This is a genomic window from Mesorhizobium sp. AR02 (assembly GCF_024746835.1).
In the GTDB taxonomy this organism is placed as follows: domain Bacteria; phylum Pseudomonadota; class Alphaproteobacteria; order Rhizobiales; family Rhizobiaceae; genus Mesorhizobium.
This window is the reverse complement of the sequence record NZ_CP080531.1, coordinates 7,326,366-7,341,535: the sequence shown is the minus strand read 5'-3', so window position 1 is coordinate 7,341,535 and position 15,170 is coordinate 7,326,366. Positions and strand designations below refer to the sequence as shown.

The following is a 15,170-nucleotide window of genomic DNA, read 5'->3' as shown; positions in this document are numbered from 1 at the left end:
CCATGGCTACGTTACATCAGGTCTCAAAGGTCGTTGTCGTCGGGGGCGGCATTTTCGGTGTCTCCTCGGCCGTTCATCTTGCAAGGCTCGGCATCGAAACCGTTCTGGTGAATGATGGACCGCTCGCCAAGGGAGCTTCCGGCCGCTCGCTCGCCTGGATCAATTCCGCGCGCAAGCGATCGGCTGAATATCATCGCCTGCGCATGATCGGCATCGACCGCTACCGGACGCTGTCGGCGAGATATCCGGATGCCGCCTGGCTGCGTTTCGACGGTGGCCTGACATGGGATGCGGACGACGCCTCGAACGAGATCGCGGATGTCTTCGCTCATGAAAAAGGCCTGGGCTATGATGCGCAACATCTGTCCGCGGACGCCATAGCGTCAGTCACGCCAGGTGTCGCCGCAAGCGCTGTCACGCCTCAAGGCGCGATCTTCAACCCGGGCGAGGGCTGGGTCGACCTGCCGTCGCTGATCGAGATATTGATTGCGGAATTTGTGGAGCGTGGCGGGCAACTGGTCACCGATGCCGGAAGCGCCGCGGTCACGGTCGTCGACGGTCGCGCCACTGGCGTGATCACGACAAGCGGCACCAGTTTTGTTGCCGACGCGGTGCTGTTGGCGACCGGCGGTGATGTGCCGCGAATGGTTGCGGACTGCGGCCAGTATATCGCCGATGGGACGCCGATCGCTTTGCTGGTCAGAACCAAGCCAGTCGACTTGTCGCTTCGGGCCGTGCTCAACACACCGCGCGTCGCCATCCGGCCGACGCCGAATGGAGCCCTCGCGCTCGATTCCGCCTGGTCGGAAGAAGAGGTGATCGTCAATTCGGACGGCACTTATGGCGTGAGAGATTCGACTGTTCAAGGGCTTCTCAGCGAAGCCTCGAATGTTCTCGAGGGTCATCCAAAGCTGGAATTCGAGAGCTACGGTGTCGGCCCCAAGCCGATCCCCGGAGACGGCGAGCCTGTCTTCGGCCAGCTGAAGGACATCGAGGGATACTACGTCGCCTTCAGCCACAGCGGCGCAACGCTTGGCCTGATTGCGGGCGAACTGCTTGCCGGCGAGATCGCCAGCGGCAATGAACATCCGCTGCTTGCGAACTTCCGTCCAAGCCGCTTTTGATGAGAGCAGTCTAAAGGCTTGCCGCGCACCACTGGAGTGCTACGGCTTTCGGAGAAGATCAGGCTCAAACAAGCAGATAGAATCCCTATTCGGCCAGCGGCTTGATCGTCTCGTAGCCGTTGACCGATTCCGCGCTGGTGCCTTCATCGTAGCGCCGGGCGAGGGCGGCTTGCAGATCGGGCGCATAGAGCGCGGTGAATGCATCGAGCGTCTCGCCGCTCCCGTTCTTGAAGGTCTCCTTGACGGCGAGCACATTGTATTTGCAGTCGCCCAGGCTGAAGGTCTCCTTGCCCTTGACGACCAGTGTGAGCGTCTTGGTGGCCTTGGGCTGCTTGTCCGGCGACAGCTCGACGAACTCGATCGTACTCTTGGCGCCCGTCTTCAGCGGAAACAGTTTTCGCAGATCGGAAAGCGGGATCATTGCCAGCCGGCCGGTGTCGCTGTCGCGAAAAACCTCGATCAGGCCGGCAAACAGGAACTGCTTCTGCGGCGATTGCGATTCGTAAGTGTTGGCGACGGAAATCATTCCGCCCGCCACGGGCCGAAACTCGCTTTGGATGCCGGGCCTCGCCAGAATGAACCCATTTTTCGCCGACTTCGCATCGACGCACGGACCGGCAAGCGCGACACTTGCCGGCAGCAAAACCGCCAATGCCATGCCGATAGACGCGCTGTTCATAACACTCCCCCGTATCTTTCAAATAGAATGCAAGTGCAGGTAGAAGTGGCAGACGTTCATTGCGATGTCGATGGTCAAGGCAGTCGCGATATTGCCGAAACTGGACGGACAGACGTCGCTTGTGCTGAAATTCCGCCGATGATGAATCACCGGTGGCCGAAATTGCTTTCACGACGCAGCTTTCTGATGCAGGCCGCCGGTTTTGCCGCGGCCGGTGCGCTTTCACGCCCGGCGTTCAGCCAGACCGGTCAGCGCATCCAGCCCATCGACGCCACCTTTCTGTTCATCGCCGATGTCCATGCCTGCCGCATGGCGAGCGGCCTGAGCCCCAACTGCCAGCAGGAGGGCAAGACCGACGCCGCGCTGCTGCGCAATGTCGCGGCACTGAACGCCATCGGCGACAAGGACTGGCCGGCCGAGATCAACGGCATCGCCACCGGCTTGCGTTCGGCAGGCAGCCGGATCGGCACACCGCTCGGCCTTGTCGTCGGCGGCGACATCACCGACGATGGCGGCGGCCAGATCACCCAGCCGAGCGAGGGCACGCAACTGCTGCAATTCAGCCAGCGCTACAGCCAAGGCGTTGGCCCGGATCGCGTCCACATGCCGGTCTATGTCGGGCTCGGCAACCACGATCTCGACCAGAACGGCCCGCCTCACCATGTCGACTGGTATCGGCGCGAACTGCGCGATTATGTCGAGGTCAACCACCGCGCCGGCGTGTTCTTCAAGCCACCCGTGCCGGCCACCGACTACGATGTCGACACCGACTGTTATTCATGGGACTGGGGCGGCCTGCATCTCGTCCAGACGCATCGTTTCGCCGGCGACACCGGCCACGGCGCCGAAAGCAGCCTGCCATGGCTGAAGCAGGATCTGGCGACCTACGCGGCGGATGGCCGCCCGGTCATCCTGTTCCAGCACTATGGCTGGGACACGTTTTCGACCGAGCGGTGGGATCCTGCCAGGCGCACCTACGACGATGACGGCGCCGGCCCGCCGCACTGGTGGGGCGAGGCCGACAGGCAGGCGCTTCTGGCAGCGCTGAAGGGCTACAATGTCGTCGGCATCTTCCATGGCCATCAGCATGACGCCTCGCTGATCTATCGTCGTGACGGGCTCGACCTGTTCAAGCCAAAGGCTGCCTATATGGGAGGCTTCGCTGTGGCCAGGGTGACCAGCGATGGCATGGACGTGGTACTTGGTGAGGCGACCGATGATCACGGCGGGGTCACCTTCATCAACGCTTTCAGCAAAGGCTGGAGCACATGAAAAAGGCGGCACTGGCGGCCGCCTTTTCCTTAAAAAACAGATATCAGAATGCTTTCCTGACCTTGTCCTTCACATCGCCATAGGCTTTCTGCACCTTGCCGGCGACCTTGTCGGCCATGCCTTCAACCTGGGTTCGCCTGTTGCCGGTCGCCTTGCCGGCAGCCTGTTTTACCGAGCCTTTGATCTGCTTGGCCATGCCAGCAGCCTGATCCCTGTTCACCACTTTCGCATCTCCTGGGAGTCTTTGAATTCCTGGGAATTCATCCGCGCGAATAAACGGACTGGCATCGTTTAGGTTCCAGGCATCCCGCCGGACGCAGACGAAACGCGCGTGGCCGCTTCCGGCGGCTAAGCAGGCAGGCTAGGCTGTAGATACGCGCCGACCAACCGTGCGCACGGGGAGAAAAATGGCGGAATTCAAGCTCTACATCGGCAACAAGTGCTTCTCCTCATGGTCGCTGCGGCCATGGGTGGCGATGAGGCATCTGGAGATTCGGTTCGAGGAAGGCTTCGTGCGGCTGCGCACGCCCGAGACGTTTGCCAACTTGGCGAAAGTGTCGCCGACCGGCCAGGTGCCGGTCCTGAATCACAATGGAAGGATTATTTGGGAAACCCTTGCCATCCTTGAGTATCTTGCGGACCTGTTTCCCGAGAAAAAACTCTGGCCCGATGATATCGACGCCCGCGCGCTGGCACGTGCGGCGGCGACCGAGATGCATTCCGGTTTCCGCGAGGTTCGCTACGGCTGGCCAATGAATTTGCGCCGGCCGAAGGGGCACAAGCCGCTCGACGCCGAGGGCGAGGCACAGCGGGCGCGCATCGAGGCGCTGTGGCGGGAATGCCGCGAACAATACGGCAAGGGCGGCCCGTTCCTGTTTGGCCATTTCACCGCGGCCGATGCCATGTACGCGCCGGTCGTCACCCGCTTCGACACCTATGGCGGCGAACTCGCGCCCGACACCAGGGCCTATGTCGACGCAGTGCTGGCAATGCCGGCGATGCGGCACTGGTACGCGGAAGCGGCCGGGGAAACATGGCCCGAACCCGGCCCCGACGAATAAGCCGACGACGGGCGGCAATAAGATTTCGCTCCTGGAGGAGGACGGATGGCCAGCAACGAAGCACCGCGTGAAGCCGCAACGGCAAAAATCTTCCATTGCCGGCTGATCCCGCCGCGGCCGGACTTCGCCTTCACCATGACGGAGGAGGAGAGGGAACTGATGGGCCGGCATGCCGACTACCTGCGCGGCAAGCTGCGCGAGGGCGTGATGATCATAGCCGGCCCGGTCGCCGATCCGGCAGGCCCTTGGGGCCTGCTGATCCTGCGTGCCGGCAGCGAGGCCGAGGCAAAGGCGGTGACCGAAGGCGATCCAGTGGCAAAGTCAGGTCGTGGCTTTCGCTATGAGATCCTGCCGATGATCAGTACGATCATGTAGGCCGCCGGCATGGGCTCGCGGCCGGCTCCGGCCACGGCCTCCTGGCATCCGGCACAAATGCGCTGGCGTGGTGCTTTTTTGAAGCACGGTCTTTCAGCCGGTTGGTCAGTTGAGGCCCCCACGTCGAGCAACCCAGAATTGAATTCTGTTCGCTGGAAAACCAGAAATTGACTCGGCGCCAAAAGCAGTCTAAAAGAAACATGTCGATATTTGTTTGACCGACTTTTGTTATCCGCGCACGCAAGCGTGCCTTTGACGAACTTCCCCATCAAAAATCGAGACAAAAATCGTTGTGCGTTCGCACCGCGATTAACGAATATTTGCCATGGAAAGGGTTCGTTTATGAGCACCGGCACAGTTAAATGGTTCAACGCCACCAAAGGTTTTGGTTTTATTCAGCCTGACGACGGCTCGGCCGACGTTTTCGTTCACATCTCGGCCGTAGAGCGCGCCGGCATGCGCGACATCGTCGAGGGCCAGAAGCTCGGCTACGAGATGGTCCGCGACAACAAGTCGGGCAAGATGTCCGCCGACCAGTTGAAGGCGGCCTGAAGAAAGAATTCAGCCGTCCCGGTGACCACGGATGTACTGGCACTGGTGAATGGCGAATTCGAGCGCATGGTCGCGGAGACGTGAGTTTCCACGGCCCATGACGCGCACGAGGAGTTTGCCTTGTGCATCCAATTGGATGCGCGGTGCTCCTATGGAAGGTCAGGCGGTGCCTGGCCTTTTTCATTTTACGCTTGTTGCCGCCGAAAATGCGCTGCGCGTCGGGCTGAACGTGCTAAGGAACGCCTTAGCAATTTGAATCCGCTGCCGTATTGCCCCGTTGCCGTTTGCTTTGTGCGTGGTCCTGACCGAAGAGCCGGTCTCGCCCTATCGGCACCAGGCTCCTGACAGGAGAAAGATTTTGACCGCCCATTCGAAGACCGCCGCCGATCCGGCGGTGTCGCTGTTCAGCAAGACGCAAACCCAGTCGATGTCGCTCGGCCGCATAATGTCAGAGCGCGATGCCGTCAGCGAAGCGCGGGAAGCCAAGACCGCACGCTTGCGCGAACTGCGCCTGGAAAAGGAAGCTGACGAGATGGCCGCGGCCGCAGCACTCGCGGCTCTGCCGAAACGAGCCGGAAAACGCTGATGGCCACCAAGCGCGTACCGCCAACGCCGATCGCCGCCGATGCGACGATTGCCGACATGGTTGAAGGTCTCGACAAGCCGGTCGAGTACGTCCGGCGTGTGCTGGAAAAACTCGAGCGCTGCAAGCGCGCCCATGGCGATGCCCAGGTGCGCGTCGGCGTGCGCGGCCGTGCCGAGTGCCCGAACTATCTGATCGAATATGTCCGCGAAGACGCCAAGACGCATGAGCGGGTGACCTATCAGGATGCCGCCTATAGCGGCAGCACGCATCGTGAATTGGCGCCGCATCACATTGAGGCGGTAAAGAACTGGTCGCCCGAGGAAATGAACATCACGGCGGTTTCGGCGCTGATCGGCCGCTTGCGCAATCCGCGCGCACCATCATCGCGTTTCGTCGACGAGGACTGACATGGCCATAAAATTCTCCGCCAAGGATCAGCCGGCAGCGCCGGCCCCCGCTGCAAAGCCAGCCAAGCCGGTTGCCGCGAAGGCCAGCGAACCCGTCGAAGCCGCGACCGATCTGTTCAAGTCGCCGGCGGACGCACCGAAGGGCAAGACAGGCAAGAAGAAATAGCGCCTTGCCGCAGGACGCCGATCGCAATCCGGCCGCGCTGGGGCTGCTCGCCCTGGTCGCTGCCGCAAATCTTTCGTCGTCGCAACGCAGCTCCGTCCCACTCTTCGACTGCCAAAGCTGCGGCGCCTGCTGTTCCTATTCGGCCGAATGGCCACGCTTCTCCACCGAGGATGAAGCGCAATTGGAGCGGATCCCAGAAAAATATGTGGCGGCCGACCTGTCCGGCATGCGCTGTGACGGCGCGCGCTGTTCGGCCCTGTCGGGCGAAGTCGGCAAGTCGACCGCATGCGGCATCTACGAATTGCGACCGGATGTCTGTCACGCCTGCATGCCTGGCGACGAGGAGTGCCTGATGGCGCGCCGGACGGTCGGATTGCCGGTGTAACTGCCAATCTCCCCACAGGGGCGAGATTACGCCAATCGCCTCCGCTTGTGCGTCGGCCCACAGCCCGATACCTTTCCGGCCGGGCAGGGCCGTGGAGGAACCATCGTGAGCATCGAATTTCTGTTGACGTCGCTGATTGTCGTGGCTTCGCCGGGCACCGGCGTTCTCTACACGCTGAGCGCCGGACTTTCGCGCGGTGCGCGGGCCTCGATCATTGCCGCCTTTGGTTGCACGCTCGGCATCATCCCGCACATGGCCGCCGCCATCACTGGCCTTGCGGCGCTTCTGCACACCAGTGCGGTCGCCTTCGAGACGTTGAAATATCTCGGCGTCGCCTATCTGCTCTACATGGCCTGGAACACGCTGAAGGAGAAGGGCGGCCTCAGCGTCGAGGACAACGTCGCACCGCGCTCGGCCGGCAAGGTGATTGCCACCGGCATCCTCGTCAATGTGCTCAATCCGAAACTGTCGATCTTCTTCTTCGCCTTCCTGCCGCAATTCGTCAGCACCACCGAACCCAATGCGCTGTCGAAGATGCTGGAACTCAGCTCCGTCTTCATGCTTTTGACCTTCGTGGTTTTTGTTGGCTACGGCATCTTCGCCGCTTCAATCCGCAGCCACGTCGCCTCACGGCCAATGGTGCTGACCTGGATGCGCCGGACTTTTGCCGGCGCCTTCGTCATGCTCGGCGCCAAGCTCGCACTCGCCGATCGGTGATCTGCGCTAGGCGCCCTGGTTCGGGAAGCACGCCCTGGCGCTGAGGTTCGGGCCATTCGCCAGCGACGTGAGGAAGGCCGGCAGCACGGTTGCGAACGTGTAGAAACCTGGACGCTCGAATAGCCGGACAGGCCCGAGCAGGTGGTGTTGTTGCTGATGGTGATGTTGGCGTTGCTGAGCACGATGCCGTCGGTTGCCGCCCTGCTGCTGATATAGCTGATCGCGCTGGCTGCATCGTAGACGCCGTTCTGGGTGCATCCGCTCTGCAGCACGCCGACGCAACGCGCCCCGGCCGCGGCGATTTCATTGAGCACATGCTGGGCTCAGTACATGCGGCCGAACTCGAACGTGCCCATCAGCACCATGAGCAGCGGCACCGACAGCGGCGCGAACTCGACGGCTTGGGCGCCGGATCTGTCACGCAGGAAGGATCGGCGACCGCTCATTGCGGTTTCACCACCGCCTGGATGGTGATGTTGCCGTTGTTGATGACGACCTGAATGCTGCCGCCATTGCCGCACGGTCTATTGGTGCAGCTGCCGATGGTCGCTATTGTTGCAGGAAGCAATGAAAAAGGGCGGCATCGCTGCCGCCCTTCCGTATCTGAAAGCTGATAGGGGCTGGATTAGAAGTCCATACCACCCATGCCGCCCATGCCGCCGCCGCCCATGCCGCCAGGCATGCCGCCGCCAGCCGACTCCTTCTTCGGAGCCTCCGCGATCATGGCTTCGGTGGTGACGAGCAGGCCGGCGACCGAAGCCGCGTCCTGGAGAGCCGTACGGACAACCTTGACCGGATCGACGATGCCCATGGCGATCATGTCGCCATATTCGCCGGTCTGGGCGTTGTAGCCGAAGGTCGCGCCCTTGTTCTCTAGGATCTTGCCGGCAACGATCGATGCTTCCGCACCGGCGTTCGAGGCGATCTGGCGGGCCGGAGCCTGCAGTGCGCGACGAACGATGTTGATGCCAGCAGCCTGGTCGGCATTGGCGCCGGCGGCCTTGATGTTGGCCGAAGCGCGCAGGAGAGCGACGCCACCGCCTGCAACGATGCCTTCTTCCACGGCCGCGCGGGTCGCGTTGAGGGCGTCATCGACGCGGTCCTTCTTTTCCTTGACTTCGACTTCCGTCGCACCGCCGACGCGGATCACCGCAACGCCGCCCGCCAGCTTGGCGAGACGTTCCTGCAGCTTCTCCTTGTCGTAGTCCGAGGTGGTCTCTTCGATCTGCTGCTTGATCTGGGCAACGCGGCCCTGGATCTCGGCCTTCTTGCCGGCGCCGTCGACGATGGTGGTGTTCTCCTTGGAGATCGACACCTTCTTGGCGCGGCCGAGCATGTTGAGGCCGACGTTCTCGAGCTTGATGCCGAGGTCTTCCGAGATGACCTGGCCACCGGTCAGGATGGCGATGTCTTCCAGCATGGCCTTGCGGCGGTCACCGAAGCCCGGAGCCTTGACGGCGGCGATCTTCAGGCCACCGCGCAGCTTGTTGACGACCAGCGTGGCCAGAGCCTCGCCTTCGACGTCTTCCGAGATGATGAGCAGCGGCTTGGAGGTCTGCACGACGGCTTCGAGAACCGGCAGCATGGCCTGGAGGTTGGATAGCTTCTTCTCGTGGAGCAGGATGTAGACGTCCTCGAGCTCGGCAACCATCTTGTCGGCGTTGGTGACGAAGTAGGGCGAGAGGTAGCCGCGGTCGAACTGCATGCCTTCGACGACTTCGAGTTCGGTCTCGGCGGTCTTGGCTTCCTCAACCGTGATGACGCCTTCGTTGCCGACCTTTTGCATCGCTTCCGCGATCATCTTGCCGACCGACTCGTCGCCATTGGCCGAGATGGTGCCGACCTGGGCAACTTCCTCGGAGGTCTTGATCTTCTTGGCAGCCTTGCCGAGAGCCGCGACGACTTCGGTGACGGCCAGATCGATACCGCGCTTCAGGTCCATCGGGTTCATGCCGGCGGCAACCGCCTTGTGGCCTTCCTGGACGATCGACTGCGCCAGAACGGTCGCGGTCGTGGTGCCGTCGCCGGCGATGTCGTTGGTCTTCGAAGCAACTTCGCGGACCATCTGCGCGCCCATGTTCTCGAACTTGTCCTCAAGCTCGATTTCCTTGGCGACGGTGACGCCGTCCTTGGTGATGCGCGGGGCGCCGAACGACTTGTCGATGACGACGTTGCGGCCCTTGGGGCCGAGCGTGACCTTCACCGCGTCGGCGAGGATGTTGACGCCGCGCAGCATGCGCTCGCGGGCATCACGGGAGAATTTTACGTCTTTAGCAGCCATTTTTTAGCTCCTGGCAGGGGCTTGGGGTAAGCCCGAATTCAGTTGACGGTGAGGCCGATAATCAGCCGATGATGCCCATGATGTCGGATTCCTTCATGATCAGAAGGTCTTCGCCATTGAGCTTGACTTCGGTGCCCGACCACTTGCCGAACAGGATGCGGTCTCCAGCCTTGACGTCCAGCGGGACCAGCTTGCCAGCTTCGTCACGAGCGCCGGAGCCGACAGCGATGATCTCGCCTTCCTGCGGCTTTTCCTTTGCCGTATCCGGGATGATGATCCCGCCGGCGGTCTTGGATTCGGATTCGACCCGGCGAACGACCACGCGGTCATGAAGCGGGCGGAACTTCGACTTTGCCATTTTTTCTTCCTCGATGAGAACGGTGAGAAACAGTTCCTCCATCCGGCGAAGCCGGACATGTGGTTAGCACTCACCAAGGGCGAGTGCTAACGTGGCGCTGAAATAGGCCGCCGACCTCAGAGAGTCAAGGCGCGCCGGAAGGGGCAATGGTGGGAAATTTTTCTGCCGCGCGATTGCGCAAAATAAGGCTTGCCGCCCGAACGTCGCTCGAATGCTGTCCTGTCAATCGGCAGTCAGTGTCCGAAACGCAGGCCGATCTCCCGGGTTTCAAAGTCGAGTAGCAGGCTGTTCTTCTCGAAATATCGGATGCCGACGATGTTGTGCTCCAGCCCGGGAATGACCTCCACTTCGGGATTGTACGTTGTCTTGAAATTCCAATCCTCCTGGCCGTCGGCTTTTACCAGGACCTTTGTGCCGGGGCTCAGCGACGAGTACGGCGCCGAGGCGTCGGTAGGGACCATAATCGTTGAGTTGCCCGTGTCATAAAGCGTTGGCCGACATGTCGGTTCAAATCCCCACGAGATACAGGCATCGATAGTGGGAAAATTGTATCGCGAGCTGGCCTCTTTCCACCTTTGCACCCTGAAGTCTTTTTTCACGTCTTGCGGCACGCCGATGTGGAGCGCCTCCACTTGCGGACAATTGCCGGCCTCATTCGTGCAGACTTTCCACTTGGCTCCGATCGGCGAGAGGTAATACCCCCTGTCCAGGCCCGGGCCGACGCTTACAAGTGCGAGCGGCGATTTGATCATCCGGTCTGGCCCGCCTCCGCCAACTGGCGAGATGCCGAAAATGCCCTTGGGCCAAAGCGGGCCACCAACGATTTCTCCGGTACTGCGCCTGACTTGTTTGTAGCGGATGAGGAATGGGATTGTGGTGTCGGTGGAGACTGGGGATTTCGGCGAGCCGAAAGTCACGCGAGCGTAGGCGATGTTGCCATACTCATCGTAGGTTCCGTAGTTCATAACAGCCTGTTGGGTGCTGACCCTTATCCCGTCTATCTCCAGATCGTGCGTGATCTTGATTCCCGTGTCCGAACAAATCTCGGCTGGGAGCACCGATTGGCACTCGATCGTCATTCCGCTCGATCCGGTATCAAACAGGATCGGCTGGTTCACCGTGTGATTGCCAAGTGAAAGGACCTGCACGTAAAGCATGCGAATATTCTTCGGCCTTCCCGGGTACTCCAATTTGATCAGGGGTACGGTCGAAGAGCGTTCGTCTCCGGATTGGGCTGGTGCCAATGTGGCCCCAAGCGCCGAGGCAATTGCCATCAGGCGTGCAAAGCATCGAAAGAGAATCCCCAAAGTATCCCCCTGCAGGGCTGAACTGCCGGAAGAAAGTCTAGTTTCCGGCTTGCCAAAGTAAAGTCGTTAATCCTGGTCAACCGGGCTGATCGCGGGGAAACAGGGCTGGATATGCACGCAGCACGAGACTTCGATGTGCCAGGCATTTACCCATCGATTATCATCCGACAACAGCAGTCTCAAAAATCTTACCGGTGTCGCGGTGATCCAAGCACCAGTAGGGGGCATCGTTCCGCCAGCGGGTAAGAGCCGCTCGGCACGACGCGTACCTGGCCGAACCAGGAGCTTGCTTCATCGACCAGCATGGCAAGGCTCGCGAAGCAATAAGCTGTTTCGGAACCCACATAGATGTCGATGGTGTTGATGGAGGCCATGCTCCATCCCGTCTTCGCGGCAAGGGCGGCGCGGTCCGGAAAGTTTCTGTCGAACGCGTCGCGGATTGCCTGCACTTTTATAGCGCGGTCGCGGTCGCTTGTCGTGCACGCCATTGCTATGCGCCATTTGAGTGCGTGGAAATTCCCGATCTCGCCGGCGAAGGCCTCGCCCTTGATGGCCCGCAAATCCTCGAACGTCTCGGGACCGGCGAAAACACGGATTGCCGCCCGTCCCCCAGGCTTCAGCACTCTGGCGGCCTCGCCCAGCACGGCATGGCGGGCGTCTGCGGAATCGACGACCGTCAGGCAACCGTCACCGATGACAGCGTCGACGCTGAGGCTGCCAATCGGAAGGTCCAGCCAATTTCCGGTCATCGCCCTGCGACAGGCGCTGTCGCCCGGCCATACGCCGGAAACCATCGCGGCGGATCCATCGACCGCCAGCATCGTCCGGCCGAGGCCGGCCAGTTCGGGAGTAACACCCAGCAGGAGGACATCGGCCTCGTCCAGATCGAGCTCACGCTCGACAATACCAACTGTCTCCGCGGTTGGCCGCAGCGGGGCGTCGAGGAGCTTCCAGTGCCGGTGATAATTATCCCAATGATTTGTCATTCAAACCTGTTGGAGCCCAATAAGGCCTGGCATCCATTGATTAGAGCCGCTTAATAGAAGCGGGCATTGAAGCCAAGGGGAAAGCCGTGTCGCGCGTCGTCATCATAACGCATGAGCATGACCGGTTCCTTGGCAAGCGCAACCTCATGTTGCGCAGGGGCAGCCCCTATCTGCTTTTCGATGTGCTGGAGGAGCTGAAAAGGCGTGGCCATTCGGTCCGGATCCAGCAAGGTCCGTCAAAGACATGCGATGCCGATATCGCGGTCCTGCACGTCGATGCGACAATAACGCCGGCGGACCATGTCGATTATGCCATGCGGTTTCCGTTCTGCCTCAATGTCGGGGCGTCCGATATATCCAAGCGGCGGATCAGCGGGGCTCTGATATCAGAAGGCGAGGCCTGGCAAGGTCCGGTCATCGTCAAGAGCAATCTCAACAATCAGGGCATTCCGGAGACACTCCTCAACCGGCGATCGAAGCGCGCGGGCAAACCACCGCCTTTTCCACATCTGCCGACCCTGCAGCCCTATGAGGTCTATGGATCTCTCGGCGAGGTTCCGGGCGGCATCTTGGAACGCGATGATCTTGTCGTCGAAAAGTTCATTCCGGAACGAGAACCCGACGGTTTTGCAGCGCGTTTCTGGGTGTTTTGCGGAGAGCGCGAGCGCTGCACCCGCTACGTCTCGCCAAACAGACTGGTCAAGGCATCGGAAACGATCCGGCGTGAGCTCGTCCCGGTTCCCGACGAAATGCGCGAGCGGCGGCGTGAACTCGGCTTTGACTACGGGAAATTCGATTTCGTCATGCATGAGGGCAGGGCCATCCTGCTCGATGCCAACAAGACTCCCGGCCGTCCCCAGAACCTCGTGAAAATGTTCGCGGCTGGCGCTGCCGAGCTGGCCGATGGCTTCGAAGGCCTCATCCGCCAGGCGAGATAGGCCACGACGGACTGGCTGTGTTCGTCATCGCCGCTCTAAAGAAACAGCCGCAACTGGGTGTGGATGATCGATCGGTAATCCTCGATGGTCCGGCGGCTTTCCGCTTCGCCCTCAGCAAGCGCCAGCCGCACCACACCACCGGCGAGCTGGAAGATCAGCAGAACCATGCGTTCAAACTGCTCGTGCTTCTGCGGCTCGAGCAAGGCGATGACATGGTCGCAGAACATCTTGGCCTGATATCGGGTTTCGGCGATGTCGAGATTCTTCAGCGCCTTGTCGGCCTGGATGGCGTTCTGCAGATCCTGGATGGCCGGATCGCCGGCGACGCGGCTGTGATAGTCGTCAAGCAACCGGTCGGCAGCGGCGATGACGTCCTTGGCTTCGCGGACATCGGCGATGATCGCTGTCAGTCGCGCGCGGCTGACCTCCGAGAACCGCTCATAGAGCATCGCCAGGATCGCCGACTTGTTGGGGAAGTAGTGATAGACGGTGGCGATCGGTCCGCCGGCCAGCATGCCGACCTCCTTCATGGTGACGGCATCGATGCCCTTCTCGCCGATCAGCCGCATGGTCGTCGACAGGATGGCGTCGATGCGCTCGCGGCTGCGCTCCTGCTTGGGTTTGCGCCTCGGTTCGGTCGCTGTTCGCGTTGCTTCCATCATGCACCGGTCTTTCGCACGCATTGGCAAATTCTGGTTGACAAAAAATATGATCAAGTATCAGTTTCTGAAATGCTGACAGATTGTCAGCTTTTTTGCGATCCGGCAAGGGACGTTGGGAGGCGGCTTTGGCATCTGGTGACGCGCATATCGCAGGAGGCGACTGGCTGGTCGGCAATCCGACCGGCGGGCAGCTTGCTTCCGCCCTGTGGATCGGCTCGGTCGGCCTGCTCATTCTCGGCCTGCAGCCCGTCTTGCTCGGCGCCCTCTACACCGAAGGTCATGTCAGCGGCGATGAGCTGGCGCTCGTCGCCACCGCTGAGATGATCGCCATCGCGATCGGCTCGGCGATCGTTGCGATGCTGCTCTCCGCCCATAACATGCGCTGGAAAAGTGCGGTCCTCCTGCTCCTGCTGGCGCTGGCGAACGTCTGGACGGCCTATGCCGCCGGCGCCAACACGTTGATGGCGGCACGCGCCCTGGCTGGTCTTGCCGAAGGCGGCCTTGTCGCGGTCGCCACCGAATTGATTGCCCGTTCGCGGCGGGCCGAACGCATCGGCGGCTATTTCGTCACCATGCAGACGCTGGCGCAATGTGCTCTGGCGCTGCTGCTGGCGCTCTATGTCATCCCTGCCGCCGGATCGGCTGGCGGCTTCCTCATTCTCGCGGTCGTCTGCGTCCTGTCGCTCGTGGTCGCCTTCATTGTCCCCGCTGATTACGCCAATCTGCCGAAGGACGAGAACCTGGCCAATGTGCTGACGATTCCTTCGATCGCCGCACTGTTGTGCGTCTTCTGCTACTTCATGTTCTTCGGCTCGGTCTGGGCCTTTCTGGAGCCGCTCGGCGCCCAGTTTGGCATCGATGGCCGCACCGTCGGGTTGATCGTCTCGGCCAGCCTCGCGGTGCAGGTCCTGGGCGCGATGACGGCGACGGTGTTCGAGGCGCGCATCGATTATCGCCTTGCCATTATGGTGATCGGTGTGGTGGCGCTTTTGTGTTCGCTGGTTCTCGCCAGCGGACCTGGCCTTACGACATTCTGGGTCGCTGCCCTGGTCATGGGTTTTATTCTCCTGTTCATCGTGCCCTACCAGATCCGGTTGGCGATCACCGCCGATGAAACGCGCACAGCCGTGCTGCTGGTGCCGGCCGCGCAGCTCTTTGGCCTGGCGATCGGGCCGGTTGCCGCGTCCCTGCTCATCGACGGCAAGGATTTTCGCCCGGTGCCGGAATTCGCCGCCGGCAGTGCCCTGGCCAGCGTCGCACTCCTCGGCCTGTTTGTCTTCGTGGCGCGGCGTCGCCGGGTTGTTGCGTGAGCGC

At 61.4% G+C, this 15,170-nt stretch carries 20 protein-coding genes; 12 read left to right on the top strand and 8 right to left on the bottom strand.

Annotated elements, in window-relative coordinates:
- The first annotated feature begins 2 nt into the window (after positions 1 to 2).
- Complete coding sequence (locus DBIPINDM_RS40055) at positions 3 to 1,124, top strand: NAD(P)/FAD-dependent oxidoreductase (RefSeq protein WP_258584528.1); 1,122 nt, start codon at positions 3 to 5, stop codon at positions 1,122 to 1,124.
- An 85-nt stretch (positions 1,125 to 1,209) separates the two neighbouring features.
- Here the strand turns inward: DBIPINDM_RS40055 and DBIPINDM_RS40050 are convergent, their stop codons facing one another.
- Complete coding sequence (locus DBIPINDM_RS40050; RefSeq protein WP_258584527.1) at positions 1,210 to 1,803, bottom strand: hypothetical protein; 594 nt, start codon at positions 1,801 to 1,803, stop codon at positions 1,210 to 1,212.
- 138 nt (positions 1,804 to 1,941) lie between these two features.
- Here DBIPINDM_RS40050 and DBIPINDM_RS40045 point away from each other — a divergent pair, with 138 nt between their 5' ends.
- The gene (locus tag DBIPINDM_RS40045) at positions 1,942 to 3,075 is read left to right on the top strand and encodes a metallophosphoesterase (RefSeq protein WP_258584526.1); all 1,134 of its coding nucleotides are present in this window, start codon (positions 1,942 to 1,944) and stop codon (positions 3,073 to 3,075) included.
- A 43-nt stretch (positions 3,076 to 3,118) separates the two neighbouring features.
- On the opposite strand, the gene DBIPINDM_RS40040 is transcribed toward DBIPINDM_RS40045, so the two are convergent.
- Positions 3,119 to 3,271 carry a CsbD family protein gene (locus DBIPINDM_RS40040; protein WP_258589457.1) on the bottom strand — a complete coding sequence of 51 codons (153 nt, stop codon included), beginning with the start codon at positions 3,269 to 3,271 and terminating at the stop codon, positions 3,119 to 3,121.
- A gap of 211 nt (positions 3,272 to 3,482) precedes the next feature.
- Here DBIPINDM_RS40040 and DBIPINDM_RS40035 point away from each other — a divergent pair, with 211 nt between their 5' ends.
- The 8 genes from DBIPINDM_RS40035 to DBIPINDM_RS40000 all read left to right on the top strand — a co-directional run bounded on the left by DBIPINDM_RS40035 (position 3,483) and on the right by DBIPINDM_RS40000 (position 7,324).
- Positions 3,483 to 4,136 carry a glutathione S-transferase family protein gene (locus tag DBIPINDM_RS40035; RefSeq protein WP_258584525.1) on the top strand — a complete coding sequence of 218 codons (654 nt, stop codon included), beginning with the start codon at positions 3,483 to 3,485 and terminating at the stop codon, positions 4,134 to 4,136.
- Between the two features lie 45 nt (positions 4,137 to 4,181).
- Complete coding sequence (locus tag DBIPINDM_RS40030) at positions 4,182 to 4,511, top strand: YciI family protein (protein ID WP_258584524.1); 330 nt, start codon at positions 4,182 to 4,184, stop codon at positions 4,509 to 4,511.
- A 342-nt stretch (positions 4,512 to 4,853) separates the two neighbouring features.
- Complete coding sequence (locus tag DBIPINDM_RS40025) at positions 4,854 to 5,063, top strand: cold-shock protein (protein ID WP_010915421.1); 210 nt, start codon at positions 4,854 to 4,856, stop codon at positions 5,061 to 5,063.
- A 358-nt stretch (positions 5,064 to 5,421) separates the two neighbouring features.
- The gene (locus tag DBIPINDM_RS40020; protein WP_172230154.1) at positions 5,422 to 5,649 is read left to right on the top strand and encodes a hypothetical protein; all 228 of its coding nucleotides are present in this window, start codon (positions 5,422 to 5,424) and stop codon (positions 5,647 to 5,649) included.
- Entirely contained in the window at positions 5,649 to 6,056 is a 408-nt protein-coding gene (locus tag DBIPINDM_RS40015; protein WP_172230151.1) for a hypothetical protein, read from the top strand. The genes DBIPINDM_RS40020 and DBIPINDM_RS40015 overlap by 1 nt, the downstream gene beginning before the upstream one ends.
- A gap of 1 nt (position 6,057) precedes the next feature.
- Positions 6,058 to 6,222 carry a hypothetical protein gene (locus DBIPINDM_RS40010; protein ID WP_258584523.1) on the top strand — a complete coding sequence of 55 codons (165 nt, stop codon included), beginning with the start codon at positions 6,058 to 6,060 and terminating at the stop codon, positions 6,220 to 6,222.
- A 52-nt stretch (positions 6,223 to 6,274) separates the two neighbouring features.
- The gene (locus tag DBIPINDM_RS40005; protein ID WP_258589456.1) at positions 6,275 to 6,607 is read left to right on the top strand and encodes a YkgJ family cysteine cluster protein; all 333 of its coding nucleotides are present in this window, start codon (positions 6,275 to 6,277) and stop codon (positions 6,605 to 6,607) included.
- Between the two features lie 105 nt (positions 6,608 to 6,712).
- A complete protein-coding gene (locus tag DBIPINDM_RS40000; protein ID WP_019857424.1) occupies positions 6,713 to 7,324 on the top strand; it encodes a LysE family translocator in 612 nt (203 codons plus the stop codon).
- Positions 7,325 to 7,647: 323 nt separating this feature from the next.
- Here the strand turns inward: DBIPINDM_RS40000 and DBIPINDM_RS39995 are convergent, their stop codons facing one another.
- From DBIPINDM_RS39995 to DBIPINDM_RS39975, 5 genes are all read right to left on the bottom strand, one after another.
- Positions 7,648 to 7,770, bottom strand: a complete 123-nt coding sequence (locus DBIPINDM_RS39995) for a TadE/TadG family type IV pilus assembly protein (RefSeq protein WP_258584522.1) — start codon at positions 7,768 to 7,770, stop codon at positions 7,648 to 7,650.
- Between the two features lie 179 nt (positions 7,771 to 7,949).
- A complete protein-coding gene (gene groL / locus DBIPINDM_RS39990) occupies positions 7,950 to 9,605 on the bottom strand; it encodes a chaperonin GroEL (protein ID WP_258584521.1) in 1,656 nt (551 codons plus the stop codon).
- Between the two features lie 61 nt (positions 9,606 to 9,666).
- Positions 9,667 to 9,963 carry a co-chaperone GroES gene (gene groES, locus DBIPINDM_RS39985; protein ID WP_006203049.1) on the bottom strand — a complete coding sequence of 99 codons (297 nt, stop codon included), beginning with the start codon at positions 9,961 to 9,963 and terminating at the stop codon, positions 9,667 to 9,669.
- A 233-nt stretch (positions 9,964 to 10,196) separates the two neighbouring features.
- Entirely contained in the window at positions 10,197 to 11,120 is a 924-nt protein-coding gene (locus DBIPINDM_RS39980; protein WP_258584520.1) for a hypothetical protein, read from the bottom strand.
- Positions 11,121 to 11,458: 338 nt separating this feature from the next.
- Positions 11,459 to 12,256, bottom strand: a complete 798-nt coding sequence (locus DBIPINDM_RS39975) for a class I SAM-dependent methyltransferase (RefSeq protein WP_258584519.1) — start codon at positions 12,254 to 12,256, stop codon at positions 11,459 to 11,461.
- Positions 12,257 to 12,342: 86 nt separating this feature from the next.
- On the opposite strand from DBIPINDM_RS39975, the gene DBIPINDM_RS39970 reads away from it, so the two are divergent.
- Positions 12,343 to 13,194 (top strand): hypothetical protein, encoded by an 852-nt coding sequence (locus DBIPINDM_RS39970; RefSeq protein WP_258584518.1) that lies wholly within the window; start codon positions 12,343 to 12,345, stop codon positions 13,192 to 13,194.
- A 35-nt stretch (positions 13,195 to 13,229) separates the two neighbouring features.
- On the opposite strand, the gene DBIPINDM_RS39965 is transcribed toward DBIPINDM_RS39970, so the two are convergent.
- The gene (locus tag DBIPINDM_RS39965; protein ID WP_258584517.1) at positions 13,230 to 13,856 is read right to left on the bottom strand and encodes a TetR family transcriptional regulator; all 627 of its coding nucleotides are present in this window, start codon (positions 13,854 to 13,856) and stop codon (positions 13,230 to 13,232) included.
- A gap of 125 nt (positions 13,857 to 13,981) precedes the next feature.
- On the opposite strand from DBIPINDM_RS39965, the gene DBIPINDM_RS39960 reads away from it, so the two are divergent.
- Positions 13,982 to 15,166 carry an MFS transporter gene (locus DBIPINDM_RS39960; RefSeq protein ID WP_258584516.1) on the top strand — a complete coding sequence of 395 codons (1,185 nt, stop codon included), beginning with the start codon at positions 13,982 to 13,984 and terminating at the stop codon, positions 15,164 to 15,166.
- Positions 15,167 to 15,170 lie beyond the last annotated feature (4 nt).

Coding starts and splice junctions, on each gene's coding strand:
- DBIPINDM_RS40055 (WP_258584528.1), top strand. CDS start 3: ATGGCTACGTTACATCAGGTCTCAAAGGTCGTTGTCGTCGGGGGCGGC.
- DBIPINDM_RS40050 (WP_258584527.1), bottom strand. CDS start 1,803: ATGAACAGCGCGTCTATCGGCATGGCATTGGCGGTTTTGCTGCCGGCA.
- DBIPINDM_RS40045 (WP_258584526.1), top strand. CDS start 1,942: ATGATGAATCACCGGTGGCCGAAATTGCTTTCACGACGCAGCTTTCTG.
- DBIPINDM_RS40040 (WP_258589457.1), bottom strand. CDS start 3,271: ATGGCCAAGCAGATCAAAGGCTCGGTAAAACAGGCTGCCGGCAAGGCG.
- DBIPINDM_RS40035 (WP_258584525.1), top strand. CDS start 3,483: ATGGCGGAATTCAAGCTCTACATCGGCAACAAGTGCTTCTCCTCATGG.
- DBIPINDM_RS40030 (WP_258584524.1), top strand. CDS start 4,182: ATGGCCAGCAACGAAGCACCGCGTGAAGCCGCAACGGCAAAAATCTTC.
- DBIPINDM_RS40025 (WP_010915421.1), top strand. CDS start 4,854: ATGAGCACCGGCACAGTTAAATGGTTCAACGCCACCAAAGGTTTTGGT.
- DBIPINDM_RS40015 (WP_172230151.1), top strand. CDS start 5,649: ATGGCCACCAAGCGCGTACCGCCAACGCCGATCGCCGCCGATGCGACG.
- DBIPINDM_RS40010 (WP_258584523.1), top strand. CDS start 6,058: ATGGCCATAAAATTCTCCGCCAAGGATCAGCCGGCAGCGCCGGCCCCC.
- DBIPINDM_RS39995 (WP_258584522.1), bottom strand. CDS start 7,770: ATGAGCGGTCGCCGATCCTTCCTGCGTGACAGATCCGGCGCCCAAGCC.
- groL (WP_258584521.1), bottom strand. CDS start 9,605: ATGGCTGCTAAAGACGTAAAATTCTCCCGTGATGCCCGCGAGCGCATG.
- groES (WP_006203049.1), bottom strand. CDS start 9,963: ATGGCAAAGTCGAAGTTCCGCCCGCTTCATGACCGCGTGGTCGTTCGC.
- DBIPINDM_RS39980 (WP_258584520.1), bottom strand. CDS start 11,120: ATGCTTTACGTGCAGGTCCTTTCACTTGGCAATCACACGGTGAACCAG.
- DBIPINDM_RS39975 (WP_258584519.1), bottom strand. CDS start 12,256: ATGACAAATCATTGGGATAATTATCACCGGCACTGGAAGCTCCTCGAC.
- DBIPINDM_RS39965 (WP_258584517.1), bottom strand. CDS start 13,856: ATGATGGAAGCAACGCGAACAGCGACCGAACCGAGGCGCAAACCCAAG.